This is a genomic window from Cyanobium sp. Maggiore-St4-Cus (assembly GCF_024345615.1).
GTDB classification, from domain to species: Bacteria; Cyanobacteriota; Cyanobacteriia; order PCC-6307; family Cyanobiaceae; genus Cyanobium_A; species Cyanobium_A usitatum.
Genome location: NZ_JAGQBL010000010.1, coordinates 41,816 through 57,249, shown reverse-complemented (window position 1 = coordinate 57,249; position 15,434 = coordinate 41,816). Strand labels below are relative to the sequence as shown.

25 protein-coding genes and 1 tRNA gene are annotated in these 15,434 nt (G+C 62.2%); 25 read left to right on the top strand and 1 reads right to left on the bottom strand.

Annotated features, from left to right (window positions below; genetic code table 11):
• The first annotated feature begins 11 nt into the window (after nt 1-11).
• The 23 genes from rplP (at nt 12) to prfA (ending at nt 12,884) form a co-directional block, all read left to right on the top strand.
• Entirely contained in the window at nt 12-455 is a 444-nt protein-coding gene (rplP, locus tag KBY99_RS10435) for a 50S ribosomal protein L16 (protein ID WP_254941846.1), read from the top strand.
• Between the two features lie 3 nt (nt 456-458).
• Nucleotides 459-683: a 50S ribosomal protein L29 gene (rpmC, locus tag KBY99_RS10430; RefSeq protein WP_106632387.1), complete on the top strand. Its 225-nt coding sequence runs from the start codon at nt 459-461 to the stop codon at nt 681-683.
• Between the two features lie 16 nt (nt 684-699).
• A complete protein-coding gene (gene rpsQ / locus KBY99_RS10425) occupies nt 700-951 on the top strand; it encodes a 30S ribosomal protein S17 (protein ID WP_254998956.1) in 252 nt (83 codons plus the stop codon).
• Between the two features lie 12 nt (nt 952-963).
• The gene (gene rplN / locus KBY99_RS10420; protein WP_106632388.1) at nt 964-1,329 is read left to right on the top strand and encodes a 50S ribosomal protein L14; all 366 of its coding nucleotides are present in this window, start codon (nt 964-966) and stop codon (nt 1,327-1,329) included.
• A gap of 1 nt (nt 1,330) precedes the next feature.
• Nucleotides 1,331-1,687 carry a 50S ribosomal protein L24 gene (gene rplX, locus KBY99_RS10415; protein WP_106632389.1) on the top strand — a complete coding sequence of 119 codons (357 nt, stop codon included), beginning with the start codon at nt 1,331-1,333 and terminating at the stop codon, nt 1,685-1,687.
• Nucleotides 1,688-1,794: 107 nt separating this feature from the next.
• Nucleotides 1,795-2,334, top strand: coding sequence for a 50S ribosomal protein L5 (gene rplE / locus KBY99_RS10410; protein WP_254941848.1), 540 nt, complete (start codon nt 1,795-1,797; stop codon nt 2,332-2,334).
• A 19-nt stretch (nt 2,335-2,353) separates the two neighbouring features.
• Nucleotides 2,354-2,755: a 30S ribosomal protein S8 gene (gene rpsH, locus KBY99_RS10405; protein ID WP_254998955.1), complete on the top strand. Its 402-nt coding sequence runs from the start codon at nt 2,354-2,356 to the stop codon at nt 2,753-2,755.
• Between the two features lie 17 nt (nt 2,756-2,772).
• Nucleotides 2,773-3,312 (top strand): 50S ribosomal protein L6, encoded by a 540-nt coding sequence (gene rplF / locus KBY99_RS10400; protein WP_254937630.1) that lies wholly within the window; start codon nt 2,773-2,775, stop codon nt 3,310-3,312.
• Between the two features lie 32 nt (nt 3,313-3,344).
• A complete protein-coding gene (rplR, locus tag KBY99_RS10395) occupies nt 3,345-3,710 on the top strand; it encodes a 50S ribosomal protein L18 (protein WP_106632393.1) in 366 nt (121 codons plus the stop codon).
• 14 nt (nt 3,711-3,724) lie between these two features.
• Complete coding sequence (gene rpsE, locus KBY99_RS10390; RefSeq protein ID WP_106632394.1) at nt 3,725-4,378, top strand: 30S ribosomal protein S5; 654 nt, start codon at nt 3,725-3,727, stop codon at nt 4,376-4,378.
• Nucleotides 4,379-4,387: 9 nt separating this feature from the next.
• Nucleotides 4,388-4,837: a 50S ribosomal protein L15 gene (gene rplO, locus KBY99_RS10385; RefSeq protein ID WP_106632395.1), complete on the top strand. Its 450-nt coding sequence runs from the start codon at nt 4,388-4,390 to the stop codon at nt 4,835-4,837.
• Between the two features lie 102 nt (nt 4,838-4,939).
• Nucleotides 4,940-6,259, top strand: coding sequence for a preprotein translocase subunit SecY (gene secY, locus KBY99_RS10380; RefSeq protein WP_106632396.1), 1,320 nt, complete (start codon nt 4,940-4,942; stop codon nt 6,257-6,259).
• A 61-nt stretch (nt 6,260-6,320) separates the two neighbouring features.
• A complete protein-coding gene (locus KBY99_RS10375; RefSeq protein WP_254998954.1) occupies nt 6,321-6,881 on the top strand; it encodes an adenylate kinase in 561 nt (186 codons plus the stop codon).
• A 65-nt stretch (nt 6,882-6,946) separates the two neighbouring features.
• Nucleotides 6,947-7,060 carry a 50S ribosomal protein L36 gene (gene rpmJ / locus KBY99_RS10370; RefSeq protein ID WP_048018126.1) on the top strand — a complete coding sequence of 38 codons (114 nt, stop codon included), beginning with the start codon at nt 6,947-6,949 and terminating at the stop codon, nt 7,058-7,060.
• Nucleotides 7,061-7,153: 93 nt separating this feature from the next.
• Nucleotides 7,154-7,519 (top strand): 30S ribosomal protein S13, encoded by a 366-nt coding sequence (gene rpsM, locus KBY99_RS10365; protein ID WP_106632398.1) that lies wholly within the window; start codon nt 7,154-7,156, stop codon nt 7,517-7,519.
• A gap of 117 nt (nt 7,520-7,636) precedes the next feature.
• Entirely contained in the window at nt 7,637-8,029 is a 393-nt protein-coding gene (gene rpsK, locus KBY99_RS10360) for a 30S ribosomal protein S11 (RefSeq protein ID WP_010311626.1), read from the top strand.
• 57 nt (nt 8,030-8,086) lie between these two features.
• Complete coding sequence (locus KBY99_RS10355; RefSeq protein ID WP_254998953.1) at nt 8,087-9,025, top strand: DNA-directed RNA polymerase subunit alpha; 939 nt, start codon at nt 8,087-8,089, stop codon at nt 9,023-9,025.
• Nucleotides 9,026-9,069: 44 nt separating this feature from the next.
• Complete coding sequence (gene rplQ / locus KBY99_RS10350) at nt 9,070-9,420, top strand: 50S ribosomal protein L17 (protein WP_106632400.1); 351 nt, start codon at nt 9,070-9,072, stop codon at nt 9,418-9,420.
• Between the two features lie 71 nt (nt 9,421-9,491).
• Nucleotides 9,492-10,412, top strand: a complete 921-nt coding sequence (gene truA, locus KBY99_RS10345; RefSeq protein WP_254998952.1) for a tRNA pseudouridine(38-40) synthase TruA — start codon at nt 9,492-9,494, stop codon at nt 10,410-10,412.
• An 81-nt stretch (nt 10,413-10,493) separates the two neighbouring features.
• Nucleotides 10,494-10,946: a 50S ribosomal protein L13 gene (gene rplM, locus KBY99_RS10340; protein ID WP_106632402.1), complete on the top strand. Its 453-nt coding sequence runs from the start codon at nt 10,494-10,496 to the stop codon at nt 10,944-10,946.
• Nucleotides 10,943-11,344: a 30S ribosomal protein S9 gene (rpsI, locus tag KBY99_RS10335; RefSeq protein ID WP_106632403.1), complete on the top strand. Its 402-nt coding sequence runs from the start codon at nt 10,943-10,945 to the stop codon at nt 11,342-11,344. The genes rplM and rpsI overlap by 4 nt, the downstream gene beginning before the upstream one ends.
• 33 nt (nt 11,345-11,377) lie before the next feature.
• Nucleotides 11,378-11,692, top strand: a complete 315-nt coding sequence (gene rpmE, locus KBY99_RS10330) for a 50S ribosomal protein L31 (RefSeq protein WP_254998951.1) — start codon at nt 11,378-11,380, stop codon at nt 11,690-11,692.
• A 94-nt stretch (nt 11,693-11,786) separates the two neighbouring features.
• On the top strand, nt 11,787-12,884 hold the full coding sequence (prfA, locus tag KBY99_RS10325) for a peptide chain release factor 1 (RefSeq protein ID WP_254937675.1): 1,098 nt from the start codon (nt 11,787-11,789) through the stop codon (nt 12,882-12,884).
• A 6-nt stretch (nt 12,885-12,890) separates the two neighbouring features.
• Here the strand turns inward: prfA and KBY99_RS10320 are convergent, their stop codons facing one another.
• Complete coding sequence (locus KBY99_RS10320) at nt 12,891-13,391, bottom strand: HNH endonuclease (RefSeq protein WP_254941855.1); 501 nt, start codon at nt 13,389-13,391, stop codon at nt 12,891-12,893.
• A 50-nt stretch (nt 13,392-13,441) separates the two neighbouring features.
• Between KBY99_RS10320 and alr the strand changes: the two genes are divergently transcribed.
• On the top strand, nt 13,442-14,659 hold the full coding sequence (gene alr / locus KBY99_RS10315; protein WP_254998950.1) for an alanine racemase: 1,218 nt from the start codon (nt 13,442-13,444) through the stop codon (nt 14,657-14,659).
• 18 nt (nt 14,660-14,677) lie between these two features.
• Nucleotides 14,678-14,766, top strand: a tRNA-Ser gene (locus KBY99_RS10310).
• Nucleotides 14,767-15,434: the final 668 nt, after the last annotated feature.

Sequence of the window (15,434 nt, the reverse complement as noted above, 5' to 3'; positions counted from 1 at the left end):
AGCCCTGAACCATGCTGAGTCCAAGACGCGTCAAATTCCGCAAACAACAGCGAGGCCGCATGCGCGGTGTCGCTACCCGGGGCAACACGATTGCCTTCGGGGAGTTTGCACTGCAGGCCCAGGAATGTGGCTGGATCACCTCCCGCCAGATTGAAGCCAGCCGCCGAGCCATGACCCGCCACGTCAAACGCGGCGGCAAGATCTGGATCCGGATCTTCCCTGACAAACCAGTCACCATGCGCGCCGCCGAAACCCGTATGGGTTCCGGTAAGGGCAACCCGGAATTCTGGGTAGCCGTAATCAAACCGGGGCGCATTCTGTTTGAAATGGGTGGTCCTGAAATCACCCCCGAGATCGCCAAGGAAGCCATGCGCCTGGCGCAGTTCAAGCTTCCCCTCAAGACCAAATTCCTGAGCCTGGCGGATCAGGAAACCGCAGCCCCAGTGGAGGCCTGACCGATGGCAAAACCCAACATTGCCGATGTGCGCAAGCTCACCGGTGACCAGATCAACGAACAGGTCAACGCCACCAGGCGTGAACTGTTTGAGTTGCGCTTCCAGCAAGCCACCCGCCGGCTGGAAACTACTCACCGCTTCAAGGAGGCTCGCATCAAGCTGGCCCACCTGATGACGGTGCAGCAGGAGCAGCAACGCTCCGCCGCCACGGCTGCTTCAGCCTCCTGATACCCCCTCGATCCCCATGGCACTCAAGGAAAGGGTCGGCACCGTCGTCAGCGACAAGATGGACAAAACGGTGGTGGTGGCGGTGGAAAACCGCTTCCCCCATCCCATCTATCAAAAGACGGTCAGCCGCACCACCAGATACAAAGCCCACGATGAAGCGAACAGCTGCAAAGTGGGTGACCGGGTTCGCATCACCGAGACCCGCCCGCTCAGTCGCACCAAGCGCTGGGCAGTGGCCGAAGTTCTCACCAACAGCACCGCCGGTTGAGGAGAACTCCTAATGATCCAACAAGAAACCTATTTAAACGTCGCTGATAACAGCGGCGCCAAGCGCATCCAATGCATCCGGGTGCTCGGCACCAACCGTCGCTACGCCCACGTGGGCGACGTGATCGTGGCAGCCGTCAAGGATGCCATGCCCAACATGGGTGTCAAAAAATCGGATGTGGTCAAAGCCGTAGTGGTGCGTACCAAAGCCACCCTGCGCCGTGACACCGGCAATTCAATCCGGTTTGACGACAACGCAGCCGTGATCTTGGGTAACGACAACAACCCCAAGGGAACCCGAGTCTTCGGCCCGGTTGCCCGTGAACTGCGCGAGCGCAACTTCACCAAGATCGTTTCACTCGCTCCGGAGGTCATCTGAAATGGCGACCGCAACTCCGAAGGCAAAACCCGCTGAGCGCATCAAGATGCGCGTCAAAAAGGGTGACACCGTCCAGCTGATCTCCGGCAAGGACAAGGGCAAAACCGGAGAGGTGCTACGCACCCTTCCCTATGAAAATCGTGTCGTAGTGCAGGGAATCAACCTGCGTACCCGCCACGTCAAACCCACCCAGGAAGGCGAGAGTGGCCGCATCGTCACCGAGGAAGCCTCTGTGCATGCCTCGAATGTGATGCTCTACTCCAGCTCAAAACAGGTGGCAAGCCGCGTCGAAATCGTGGTGGAGAAAGACGGCACCAAAAAGCGTCGCCTCAAGAAGACAGGAGAAATCCTCGATTGAGCTCCAGAGGCGTGCCCCGCGATCACTCGCACAGGCCCCGCCAACTTCAACTCCAGTCCCTGTCAGCCTTCTGACCCAGACCAGAAGCGCACCCCCCTCTCCCCGTCATGTCACTGAAAAAGCGCTACCGGGAGTCGATTCAGCCCAAACTCCTAAAGGACCTGAATCTCTCCAATATTCACGAAGTTCCAAAGGTGGTGAAAGTCACCATCAACAGGGGCCTCGGCGAAGCGGCCCAGAATGCCAAAGCCCTCGAGGCCTCAATCACCGAACTGGCCACAATCACTGGCCAAAAAGTGGTGGTGACTCGAGCCAAAAAAGCAATCGCCGGCTTCAAAATTCGCCAGGGGATGCCAATCGGTGTCGCCGTCACCCTGCGTGGTGAGCGGATGTATGCCTTCCTGGAGCGCCTAATCAATCTTGCTCTGCCTCGCATCCGCGACTTCCGCGGTGTGAGCCCCAAGAGCTTTGACGGCCGGGGGAATTACACCCTGGGGATCCGCGAACAAATCATTTTCCCTGAGATCTCCTTCGACAAAATCGATGCGATCCGGGGGATGGACGTCACGATTGTGACCAACGCCCGTAACGACGAAGAGGGCCGGGCCCTCCTCCGCGAGATGGGAATGCCGTTCCGCAGCAACTGAGCCCTCTTCGGACCCGACCATGGCCAATCACGACCCAATTTCAGACATGCTCACCCGCATTCGCAATGCGAGTGAGAAGCGCCACGAGACCACCAAGATTCCTGCATCCCGACTGGTGCGTAACGTCGCCAATGTGCTGCAGCAGGAAGGCTTCATCGCCGCAATCACCGAAGAAGGTGAGGGCGTCACGAAGCACTTGGTGCTTGAGCTCAAGTACAGCGGCAAGCATCGCCAGCCCACGATTCGCTCTGTCCAGCGAGTCAGCAAGCCAGGCCTGCGCATTTACAAGAACAATCGCCAGTTGCCCAAAGTTTTGGGCGGCCTGGGAGTTGCCATCATCTCTACGTCGAAAGGGGTGATGAGCGACCGCGATGCCCGTAAGCAGGGCGTCGGTGGCGAAGTGCTCTGCTACGTCTACTGAATCTGGGAGATTGATCCATGTCTCGTATTGGTAAAGCGCCGATTCCCCTCCCCGACAAGGTGAGTGTCAGCCTCAATGGCTTGGCAGTCACCGTGAAGGGTCCTAAGGGCGAACTCAGCCGCACCCTCCCCGAAGGGGTGCAGATCTCCCAGGACGGCAACACCCTGGTGGTGAGCCCCAGCAGCGAAACCCGTCGCTCCCGCGAGCGCCACGGTCTCTGCCGCACGCTTGTCGCCAACATGGTGGAAGGCGTCAGCCAGGGATACACCCGCAAGCTGGAAATTATTGGCGTTGGCTATCGCGCCGCCGTCCAAGGCACAAAGCTTGTGGTCTCAGCTGGCTACAGCCACCAGGTGGAGATGGTGCCCCCCGAGGGCGTCACCTTCGCCGTAGAGGGAAACACCACCGTGTTTGTCTCCGGTGCCAACAAGGAATTGGTGGGCAACGAAGCTGCCAAGGTGCGTGCCATTCGTCCGCCCGAGCCTTACAAGGGCAAGGGCATCAAGTACGAGGGTGAGCGCATCCTGCGCAAGGCCGGTAAGACCGGTAAGAAATGAGGTCTGCCTGAGCGTCGTTACCCTGTATCGCAATGTCATCCATCTCCCGCAAACAGCAGACCCAGAAGCGTCACCGCCGCCTGCGTCGTCAGCTCACTGGCACGTCCTCCCGTCCCCGGTTGGCCGTGTTCCGCTCCAACAACCACATCTACGCCCAGGTCATCGACGACGACGCCCAGAACACCATCTGTGCGGCTTCGACCCTCGACAAGGACCTGCGCACCAACCTCGACGCCAGCTCTACCTGTGATGCCTCCGTGGCGGTAGGCGAGCTGGTAGCCAAACGGGCGCTCGCCCAGGGCATCCAGCAGGTGGTCTTCGATCGAGGCGGCAACCTGTACCACGGCCGGGTCAAGGCCCTGGCTGACGCCGCCCGGGAAGCGGGCCTTCAGTTCTGATCCCTGCTCTCACCATGACCGAAACCAACGATCAAGTTCAGTCCAACGACATCCCGGCCGCGTCGGATGTACCTGCTGCTGCCGAAGGCCAGCAGGATCGCCGCGGTGGTCGGGCTGAAGGCCGAGGCGGCGATAGCCGTCGCGGTGGCGGCCGCGGACGCGACAACCGTCGCGGCCAGGAGCGCGACTCCGAATGGCAGGAGCGGGTGGTGCAAATCCGCCGCGTTTCCAAAACCGTTAAAGGCGGCAAGAAGATGAGCTTCCGGGCCATCGTTGTCGTTGGCAACGAGAAGGGCCAAGTAGGTGTGGGCGTCGGCAAGGCCGGCGACGTGATCGGCGCCGTCCGTAAGGGCGTAGCCGATGGCAAGAAGCACCTGGTCAAGGTGCCCCTAACCCGTCACAACTCCATCCCTACCCTCAGCAACGGCCGCGACGGTGCCGCCAGCGTGCTGATCCGCCCGGCAGCCCCGGGAACCGGGGTAATTGCGGGCGGCTCGATCCGCACGGTGCTCGAATTGGCCGGCATCAAAAATGTGCTGGCCAAGCGCCTCGGATCCAAGACCCCCCTCAACAACGCCCGCGCTGCGATGGAGGCTTTGGCCGGCCTTCGCACGCACAAGGAGACCGCCAAGGAGCGGGGCATCTCCCTAGAGCAGATCTACTCCTAAGGCCTCGTCATGACGTTCAATCTCCAGTCTCTCAAATCCAACCCTGGCGCCCGGCGCCGCAAGCTCCGCAAGGGTCGCGGCATTGCTGCAGGCCAGGGAGCCAGCTGCGGTTTCGGCATGCGCGGCCAGAAGTCCCGTTCGGGTCGGCCGACCCGTCCTGGCTTCGAGGGTGGCCAAATGCCTCTCTACCGCCGCATCCCCAAGCTCAAGCACTTTGAGCTGGTCAACCAGAAGGAGTTCACGATCATCAACGTGGCCAAGCTCGCCGACTGCAAAACCGGCAGCACCATCAGCCTCGATTCCCTGGTGAAGGATGGTCTCGTGACCAGCCCCAAGCACCCCCTCAAGGTGCTTGGCAACGGTGAGCTCTCCGTCAAGCTCACCGTGCAGGCCGCCGCATTTACTGCCAGCGCCCGCACCAAGATCGAAGCTGCCGGTGGCAGCTGCGAAGTCATCTGATCGCCTTGCGGGCCTCCGCCCTAAGGTCTGAGCCGTCCAGTCGAGCCCCGGGCACGCCAAGGGTCTTGATGGGCGGTTTTTTCATGTCCATCACACGCCGCCATGCTTGTTAGCCGGGGTCGCAACCCAAGCGCCGGGGAAATCCTCAGCCAACTGATCCAGTCGAAGGGACTGCGCGACCGGGTGCTAACCACCCTCGGCCTGCTGCTGCTGGTCCGGCTGGGCATCTACATCCCGATGCCAGGCATCGACCGGGTGGCCTTTCAGCAGTTCCTCTCCCAGGGCGGTCAGCTGATCGGGTTCCTTGACATCTTCACCGGGGGCGGCCTGTCCACCCTCGGCGTTTTCGCTCTGGGCATCCTGCCGTTCATCAACGCCTCGATCATCATCCAGCTGCTTACCGCGGCCCTGCCCCAACTGGAGGACCTCCAGAAGAATGAGGGCGAGGCCGGCCGGCGCAAGATCGCCCAGATCACCCGCTACGTAGCTCTGGGCTGGGGCATCCTGCAGAGCCTGGTCTTTGCCCTGATCCTGCGGCAATACGCCACAGAGGGGCTTTCGGAGCCGGTGTTTGTAATCCAAACGGCCCTCGCCCTGGTGACCGGCTCGATGGTGGTGATGTGGATCAGCGAGGTGATCACCGAGCGAGGCATCGGTCAAGGCGCCTCGCTGGTGATCTTCGTCAACATCGTGGCCACCCTGCCCAAGGCCCTGGGATCAACGATCGAGCTGGCCCAGAGCGGTGACCGCAGCACAGTTGGCGGCATTGTCGTGCTGGTGCTGGTTTTCCTGTTGACGATCGTGGGGATCATCTTTGTGCAGGAAGGCAACCGCCGCATCCCAATTGTGAGCGCCAAGCGCCAAGTGGGCGGGGCAGGGGTGCTTGCGGCGCGCCAGAGCTATCTGCCGCTCAAGCTCAACGCCGGCGGGGTGATGCCGATCATTTTTGCCTCGGCCGTGGTTTTCCTGCCGCTCACCATTGCCAACCTCACCCGCAACCCTTGGCTGATCAAGTTGGCGGGATATCTCAACCCCAACAGCAGCACTCCTTGGCTGTACGCCTTGGTGTTCTTCGGCCTGATCTGCGGCTTCGGCTTCTTCTACGCCTCACTCACCGTAAACCCGGTGGACATCGCCACCAACCTCAAACGCAGTGGGGTGGCGATCCCTGGCGTGCGGCCCGGCTCAGCCACTGCAAGCTATCTGAGCGGCGTGCAAAACCGACTCACCCTGCTCGGCGGCTTGTTCCTTGGCGCCGTTGCGATCATTCCCTCAGCGGTGGAAGGGGCAACCCAGGTGCGCACCTTCCAGGGGCTGGGGGCCACCTCCCTGCTGATTCTTGTGGGCGTTGCGATCGACACAGCCAAACAAGTGCAGACCTATGTGATCTCCCAGCGCTACGAGGGCATGGTGCGCGAGTGAGCACCAGCCCCTTGCCTGCGGGCCTCGCAGCAACCCTTTCCTCCAACTCGCAAGTTCAGCGATGAAGCAACGTCTCCTCTTCCTTGGCCCCCCCGGCGCTGGCAAGGGCACCCAAGCCCAGCAACTGGCCGCCGATCGCCAGCTGCTGCATCTCTCTACGGGGGACCTGCTGAGGGCGGAGGTAGCTGCTGGCAGCGATCTGGGCAAGGAAGCCGAGGCCGTAATGGCCCGTGGTGAGCTGGTGAGCGATGCGCTGGTGCTGGCGATTGTGCGTGGCCGGCTGGAAGCACTGGCCGCCAGCGGCGGCGGCGGCTGGTTACTGGATGGCTTCCCCCGCAACCTTGCCCAAGCCGAGGCTCTGGGGCTGTTGCTCGATGAGCTGCAACAACCGATCGAGCTGGTGGTGCTGATGGAGCTCGACGACGCCGTCTTGATCCAAAGGCTCCTGAGCCGGGGGCGCTCTGACGACAACGAAAGCGTGATTCGCCACCGGCTGGAGGTCTACCGGGAACAGACCGCACCCCTTATTGACCACTATCAGCAGCTTGGCTTGCTGCAGGCCATTGAGGCCAATGGCAGCGTCGATGCGATCGCCGAACGGATCGCCGCCCTGCTCGGCTAAGTCACTGAAGGGTGTTGACCAGTGTGGTAGGTTGTCGGTTTGCAAATTAGGAGAGCACAACTCCCATGAAGGTTCGTGCCTCGGTCAAGAGAATGTGCGACAAATGCCGGGTGATTCGTCGCCACGGTCGGGTGATGGTGATCTGCACCAATCCCAAGCACAAGCAGCGCCAAGGCTGACCAGCCCTAGCCAGCGCCCCTTTGGGGGCCAGCTGTGCATCATTTCCCCGCTCCGCTCAGGCGGAGCCCCTTGCCCCCTCATCGAATTACTACGTGGCTCGGATTGCCGGCGTTGATATCCCACGCGAAAAGCGCGTCGAGATTGCCCTCACCTACGTGTATGGCATCGGTCTTACCCGTGCCCAGAAGATTCTGGCCAAATCCGGTGTCAGCCCTGACATCCGGGTAAAAGACCTCAGCGACGCCGACGTACAGAAGTTGCGCGGTGCTGCAGAAACCTTCACCCTCGAAGGCGACCTGCGCCGTCAAGAGGGCATGGCCCTCAAGCGCCTCCAAGACATCGGCTGCGTGCGCGGTCGCCGCCATCGCATGGGTCTGCCCGTGCGTGGCCAGCGCACACGCACCAATGCGCGCACCCGTCGTGGTGCTCGCAAAACCGTGGCCGGCAAGAAGAAGTAAGGCTTCCCCTTCCTTCATCTGCTCCCACCCTGCCGCCAACTGCGTAAGCGACCGGCGTCACCAGGGTGCCTACCGACGTTCCCCTGATCACCTCCTGCACCAGCAGGCCTTTCCGCCATGGCAAAGCCAGCCAAAAAATCCGGCGCCAAGAAAACGAAGCGCAACGTCCCCAACGGCGTTGCCCACATTCAGAGCACCTTCAACAACACGATCGTGTCGATCACTGACACCGCAGGAGAAGTGATCTCCTGGAGTTCCGCTGGTGCCAGCGGCTTCAAAGGAGCCCGCAAAGGCACACCCTTTGCCGCCCAAACCGCAGCTGAAGCAGCAGCACGCCGCGCCCTCGAGCAGGGCATGCGCCAGATCGAAGTCCTTGTAAGGGGTCCTGGTTCAGGCCGCGAAACCGCAATCCGAGCCCTGCAGGTTGCCGGCCTTGAAATCACCCTGATCCGCGACGTGACTCCCCTTCCCCACAACGGTTGCCGTCGCTCCAAGCGCCGTCGCGTCTGAGTCGTCGTTTCGTTCCTGCCCCCCTGGGCTTTCTCCAACCTTTCGACCCTTCAGACCGTGTTGCACTACCAAATCGATCGCATTGAGCACCAGGTCGCGGAAGACCGATCCCAGACCGGCACCTTCCTGATCGGCCCGCTCGATCGCGGCCAGGCCACCACGCTTGGCAATGCCCTGCGACGCGTCCTGATCGGCAGCCTCGAAGGCAGTGCCATCACCGCGGTGCGCATTTCCGGAGTCAACCACGAGTACGCCACCGTGCCCGGGGTTCGTGAAGACGTTCTCGACATTCTGCTCAACTGCAAGCAGATCTCCGTTAGCAGCCGCAACCGGGAGCTGGAGATCGGACGCCTAGTGGTGAATGGCCCCGCGACGGTTACCGCCGCGGATCTGCAGTTCTCCTCCCAGGTTCAGGTAATCGATTCAGATCGCCTGATCGCCACCGTGGCTGAAGGCCACAGCCTCGAAATGGAGGTACATGTTGAGCGTGGTGTTGGCTATCGGCCCGTCAATCGCCACAGCGAAGACACCAGCGCCATCGACCTGCTTCAGATCGATGCTGTGTTCAAGCCCGTGCGCCGGGTGAACTACACGGTGGATGAAACCGCCGTTGGTGAGGGTGGATCCGCTCGCGAAAGACTGCGCCTGGAGATCGAAACCAATGGCAGCGTCACACCAGACGACGCCATGGCCCAATCAGCCAACCAGCTGATCGGTCTGTTCCAGCCCCTGGCCAGCTTGACCATAGTTGAAGAGCCCGGCCTTGAGCCCGAGCCCTCCGCCGAGGCCCAAATTCCTCTCGAAGAGCTCAACCTCTCCGTGCGGGCCTACAACTGCCTGAAGCGCGCCCAGGTCAACTCCGTGTCCGACCTGATGGGCTTCAGCTACGAAGATCTGCTGGAGATCAAAAACTTCGGCTCCAAATCAGCCGACGAGGTGATCGAAGCGCTGGAGCGCATCGGCATCACCCTGCCCCAGAGCCGCACTAGCGCCTGATCGGCGGCCCCTTTACCGACAGCCTTCTCTCCTGAGTCAGCCCTATGAGACACCAGTGCCGAGTCCCCATGCTGGGACGCCCCGCCGACCAACGCAAAGCCATGCTGCGGGGTCTCACCACCCAGCTGATCCGCGAAGGTCGGGTTACCACGACCAAAGCCCGTGCCAAGGCGTTGCGCGATGAAGCTGAGCGCATGATCAGCCTGGCCAAGGACGGAAGCCTGTCTGCCCGTCGCCGTGCCATCGGTTACATCTATGACAAGCAGTTGGTTCATGCCCTGTTTGACAAAGCACAAGACCGCTATGGCGAGCGCCAAGGTGGCTATACCCGCATCATCCGCACCGTTCCCCGCCGCGGCGATAACGCCGAGATGGCCATCATCGAACTGGTCTAAATCGCTCCCCGTCTGGCGAGATTCCAAACTGCCGCGGTGTGGTTAGCCCACCGCGGTTTTTTAATGGCTGCATGGTGCCCGTGCTGACTCCCGCCCCCGCCCTGCGCCGCATCGCTCTTTGCCTGCAATACGACGGCTCCGCGTACTGCGGCTGGCAGCGGCAACGCAATGCCCACAGCGTGCAGCAGACCCTGGAGCAAGCGATAGCTGGGCTTGACCCCCAGGGGCCCAATCGCACCATGGCTGCTGGCCGCACCGATACGGGCGTGCATGCTGCCGCCCAGGTGGCACACTTCGAAGCTGCTGGGCCAATTCCGCCAGAGCGCTGGGCCAAGGCCCTCAATGGTCGGCTACCGGCCACGATCCGCATCCTGGCGGCTGTAGAGGTTGACCCCAGCTGGCACGCCCGCTTCAGCGCTAGCTACCGGAGGTACCGGTACACGATCTACAACGCCCGCACCCCCAACCTGTTCCTAGCCCCCTGGAGCTGGCACCGCTATCAGCGCCGGTTGGATGAACAAGCCATGGGCCAGGTCCTGGAGGCCATGCTGGGCGAACACGACTTTTCTGCCTTTCAACGAGCCGGCAGCCGCCGAGCCCACGGCCGAACCACCCTTCAGGAGGTGCGTTTGGAGCGCCAGGGTGACCTGATCAGCGTCGAGTTGCAAGCCAGCGGTTTTCTGTACGGCATGGTGCGTCTGGTGCTGAGCCAGCTCGTGGCGGTTGGCGAGGGGCGGCTCAGCGGCGCCGACTTCGAGCGCCGCTGGCGCGAGTGCCAACGCGTGGAAGTGAAAGAGGCAGCACCACCGCAGGGTCTCTGCCTGCTGCGGGTGGGCTACCCCAAACCAGTATTCCCACGAGCCGCCTGGTATGATTGCCAACCGCGGTATCAGCTCGAGATTTCCGATTCTCCGGATCTCCAGCCTGGTTCAGCCCAGCCTTTCGTCAGTTCAGCGCAGCTACCTCCTGGGGGCGCGCCGGCCAGGCGGTAAGGTCACTGAACCCGGGCGTTGGGTTTCCAACGACCAGCTGTCCTGCCCCACTTCCGGCCTGCCGGTGCCTGATCAGGCGAAATGAACAAGACCCCCCTGCCCTCCATTGATTCCCTCGACCGCCAGTGGTATCTGGTGGACGCAGAGAATCAGACCCTCGGTCGCCTGGCGAGCGAAGTGGCCCAAGTGCTGCGTGGCAAGAACAAGCCCTGCTACACACCCCACCTCGACACCGGCGACTTTGTCATCGTCATCAACGCCGACAAGGTGAAGGTGAGCGGTAACAAGTCGACCCAGAAGATCTACCGCCGCCACTCCGGCCGGCCCGGTGGCATGAAGACCGAAACCTTCGCCCACCTCCAAGCCCGGATCCCTGAGCGGATCGTGGAGAAAGCCATCAAAGGCATGCTTCCCCACAACGCCCTGGGTCGTCAGCTGTTCCGCAAGCTGAAGGTTTACAAGGGTACTGAGCATCCCCACGCTGCCCAACAACCCCAAGCCCTAGCCCTCGATCCCGCCACTGCCGCCCAATGAGCACTAACAAAGTCGTCTATTGGGGTACGGGTCGTCGTAAGACGGCAGTCGCCCGAGTGCGTGTGGTTCCCGGGAACGGCACAGTAACCATCAACGGTCGCCCTGGCGACAACTACCTCAACTACAACCCCGTTTATCTCGCAGCGGTCAAAGCTCCACTGCAGACTCTCGGGCTTGCAACTGACTATGACCTGCTGGTGAATGTGCGTGGTGGTGGGCTTACCGGCCAAGCCGACGCCATCAAGCAGGGTGCAGCTCGTGCCCTGTGTGAATTGTCCCCGGACAACCGCAAACCCCTTAAAACAGAAGGTCACCTCAGCCGCGACCCCCGCGCAAAGGAACGTCGCAAGTACGGCCTGAAGAAAGCTCGTAAGGCGCCTCAGTTCTCCAAGCGCTGATTTCTTCCCTCCGCCATCAGCCCCTTCCCCGTCATGCCCAAGGCCGAAATTCATCCAACCTGGTATCCCGATGCCAAGGTGATTTGCAACGGAGAGGTGGTTATGACCACCGGTTCCACCTCCCCCGAACTCCACGTCGATGTGTGGAGTGGAAACCACCCCTTCTATACAGGCACCCAAAAGATCCTCGACACCGAGGGCCGTGTAGACCGCTTCATGCGCAAGTACGGCATGGGTGGAGCAGATTCTCTCTCCAACGCCGCTGCCAAGCAGGAGCCCCAAGTTGAGGCCTCGGCCGAAGCTGCAACCGAAGTTGAGACCGAGGCCCCCGCTGTGGCCGAAGCCTGATCTCTGCAGGCCTGATTGAACCCCCCAGCCGGGTGCTTACGGGCACCCGGCTTTGTGTTGTCTGGTGCCCATGCGGGCTCCTCCTATCTCGCTGATGGATCCTTCCCTGCTGCATGAGCGTCTGGAGACGGCCCGCCGCACCTTCGAGACCCTGGAACGCCAGCTGGCCGATCCAGCCGTGGCGGCTAATCCCAGCCAGATGCAGGCCATCGCCCGCGAGAGGGCTCGCCTTGAGCCCTTGGTGCAGGACCACCTGAGCCTGCAGAAACTGCAGCAGGAAGAACGAGAAGCTCGCGCCCTGCTGAAGGAACATCGGGGCGACCTCGCCATGGAGGAACTGGTCACCGAGGAGCTGGCAACCCTGGCGGAAGCCACGGCCAGCCTGCTCGACAAGCTCACGGTTGCCCTGCTGCCCCGAGACCCCCGCGATGAGCGCAGCGTGATGTTGGAGATCCGCGCCGGTGCCGGTGGCGATGAAGCGGCGATCTGGGCCGGCGATCTAGCCCGCATGTATGAGCGCTACGCCCAAGGGGTGGGCTGGAGGGTGGAACCGGTGAGCGCCTCCGAAGCCGAGCTCGGGGGCTACAAAGAACTGATCCTCGCCATCAAGGGGGATGGGGTTTTCAGCCAACTGAAGTTTGAGGCCGGCGTGCATCGGGTGCAACGGGTGCCGGCCACCGAGTCCCAGGGCCGGGTGCACACCTCAACCGCCACGGTCGCCGTGATGCCGGAGGCCGATCCCGTGGAGGTTCAGATCGAACCCGGCGACATCGAAATCAGTACCGCCCGCTCCGGTGGCGCCGGCGGCCAAAACGTCAACAAAGTTGAAACGGCCGTAGACCTGTTGCACAAGCCCACCGGCATTCGGGTGTTCTGCACCCAGCAGCGCTCCCAGCTGCAGAACCGCGAGCGCGCCATGGAAATCCTGCGGGCAAAGCTCTATGAGCGCCAGCTGGCAGAAGCCAACGCCCAGGAGCGCTCCACCAGGCTGGCCCAGGTAGGCAGCGGCGACCGCAGCGAGAAAATCCGCACCTACAACTTCAAAGACAACCGCACCACCGACCACCGCCTAGGCCGCAACTTCGCGCTTGAGCCAGTGCTCAACGGCCAGCTCCACGACCTGATCAGTGCCTCAATCGCCGCCGATCAGAGCCGCCAGCTCGAGGAGCTGGCCCAACAGGTAGCCAGCTGAGCGCTCTCAAGCCCCAATTACATATTTGGCCCACTCGCCATGCTGCCCTGCCGAAATCTGGCGACTGGCTTCAAAGCTGAAGCTGCCCAGGGGCCGATGAGGTGGACGCAGCAGGGGCATCGCGGCCTCCCGCGGCGTGCGGTTGCCCTTGCGGACATTGCAGGGCAGACATGCTGTGGTGACGTTTTCCCAGGTATCGAGGCCACCGCGACTGCGGGGCACCACATGGTCGACAGAGAGCTGCTGAGCGCTGGCCCCGCAGTACTGGCAGCGATGACCATCGCGATGAAACAGGTTGCGGCGGGTCAGGGGCAACGGCTTGTAGGGCACCCGCACGAAATGACGCAGGCGGATCACGGTGGGGAGCAGGGTGTCCTCGCGAATCCTGCGAACCGGGTCATGCTCAAGCCCCTCCGCCTTCCCCTTCAGCACCATCACCACCGCACGACGCCAGGTGGTGATGTTGAGGGGCTCGTAGGACGCGTTTAGAACGAGAACATGGCCCATGCCAGCACCCGTGATCGGCGGCATGCTAGTGGCAATCTTCGCTGTAATCCGTGACCCAGGCGACCGAGACCAGCTGGAGTGCCCCGGCCCATGATGCCAGCCTGGCTCGGCAACGGGCCTGGGTAGAGGTCAATACCGGCGCCATAAGTGCCAACGCCCGCAGCCTTAAACGCTGCATAGGCAATGGCACCGAGCTGATGGCTGTGGTCAAGGCCGACGGCTATGGCCATGGATCGATCCCCGTGGCCCGGGCCGCCCTCGCTGGTGGAGCTAGTCAGTGCGGTGTCGCCACCCTGAGCGAAGGCATCGAGCTACGCAGGGCCGGGATCGAAGCACCAATTCTGGTGCTCGGCAACCTCACCCAGGTAGAGGAGCTGCGCAGCTGTCTGCACTGGCAGCTCATGCCCACTATCAGCGGCATGCGCGAGGCCCTGCTCTGCCAAAACCTCGCCAGCGGCCAAGGCCGCCCGATGGCCCTGCAGCTCAAGCTCGACACTGGCATGGCTCGGCTCGGGGCCGATTGGCAGGAGGGGCCCAGACTCGTGGCCGCGATCACGGAACTGGAAGCTGTGCAGTTGGCCGGTCTCTATTCCCATCTCGCCAGTGCCGATGCATCAGCGGACGCCGATGACGGGCTCACAGATCAACAGCAGCGGCTTTTCGAGACGGTGCTGCAGGCCCTGGAGCACCAGCGCCTGCAGGCTGGCATCCGCCACCTGGCCAACTCGGCCGGCACCCTGCGCAGCCCAGGGCTGCACTACGACCTAGTGCGAGTCGGCCTGGCGCTATACGGGCACAGTCCGGCGGCTCACCTGGCTTCTGTCACACCCCTGCAGGGAGCCATGACCCTGCACGCCCGCGTCAGCCTGATTCGGGAGGTGGGCAGCGGGGTGGGGGTGAGCTACGGCCATCGCTTCCGCACCAGCCGCCCCAGCCGTCTGGCCGTTGTTGGCATTGGCTACGCCGATGGCGTGCCTCGCCAGCTATCCAACCAGCTGGAAGTGCTGTTTGCAGGCCAACGTCTGCCCCAAGTGGGAGCCATCACCATGGACCAACTGGTACTCGATGCAACCGACTGCCCGGGACTGGAGGTGGGGTCGGTGGTGACTCTGCTGGGCCAGGAGGGAAGCGAACAAATCACCCCTACCGACTGGAGCGATCGCTGCCAGACCATCCCCTGGGAAATCCTCTGCGGCTTTAAGCACCGCCTGCCACGACTCACCGCCGCCCAAGCCGCCTGGGAAGCACCAGGCGATAGGGCTCACTGATAAAGTCGACAGGCCCCTGGAGAGGTGGCTGAGTGGTTGAAAGCGGCTCCCTGCTAAGGAGTTACAGGAGGCAACTCTTGTCGAGGGTTCGAATCCCTCCCTCTCCGTTTTAAGCAGGATTCACAGCGGAGTCACCACCGCCGCGAGTCCTGCTGGCGACTGACATTGATGAGTCAGCGATTCTCCACTAGTGCGACCCACTACCCGCCCATGGGTGTTGGAAGTGGTGTTAGGTGCCCACTCTTAGGGTGTTAGATGCCCGAATTGCGAAAAGGCAGCCCAGCACTGGATAGCAGCGGGTATGAGCGATGGTTCCACGCCACCTCACCCAGGGAGAGCCAGACCTGAGGATGTTTAAGAGAAAAGTGGGGCGTGAGCGACGGGGAGGCAATCTCCGCCCACTTCCTCGACCTATGGACGGGTCGAACGCCGCCATAGGTGGTTATTTGAGTTAGGCACTGGTATTGGGTGCGAGCAGCAGCAAGGTTTGTTCACAAAAAAATCCCTGGCGTGTTCGACTCCGCCAGGGATACGCTTCCCGTCGCTCATCACGACTAGCCAACGCTATTAGGTACTTACGCTCAGGTCATGGAGTGATTGCCGCAGGTGTTCATGCGGACACGCTCAAGGAACTCCCATTGCTCAGAGGGGGCACCAGGTGGCCCAGGCAGAGCAGCAGGCATCGCACAAAAGCGGATACACCTGCACGATTAGCGCTGGGGCAATGAGTCCAAGGAGTCCCTTAGCGCCAAGGCAGTCGCCAACAGCAAAAAGC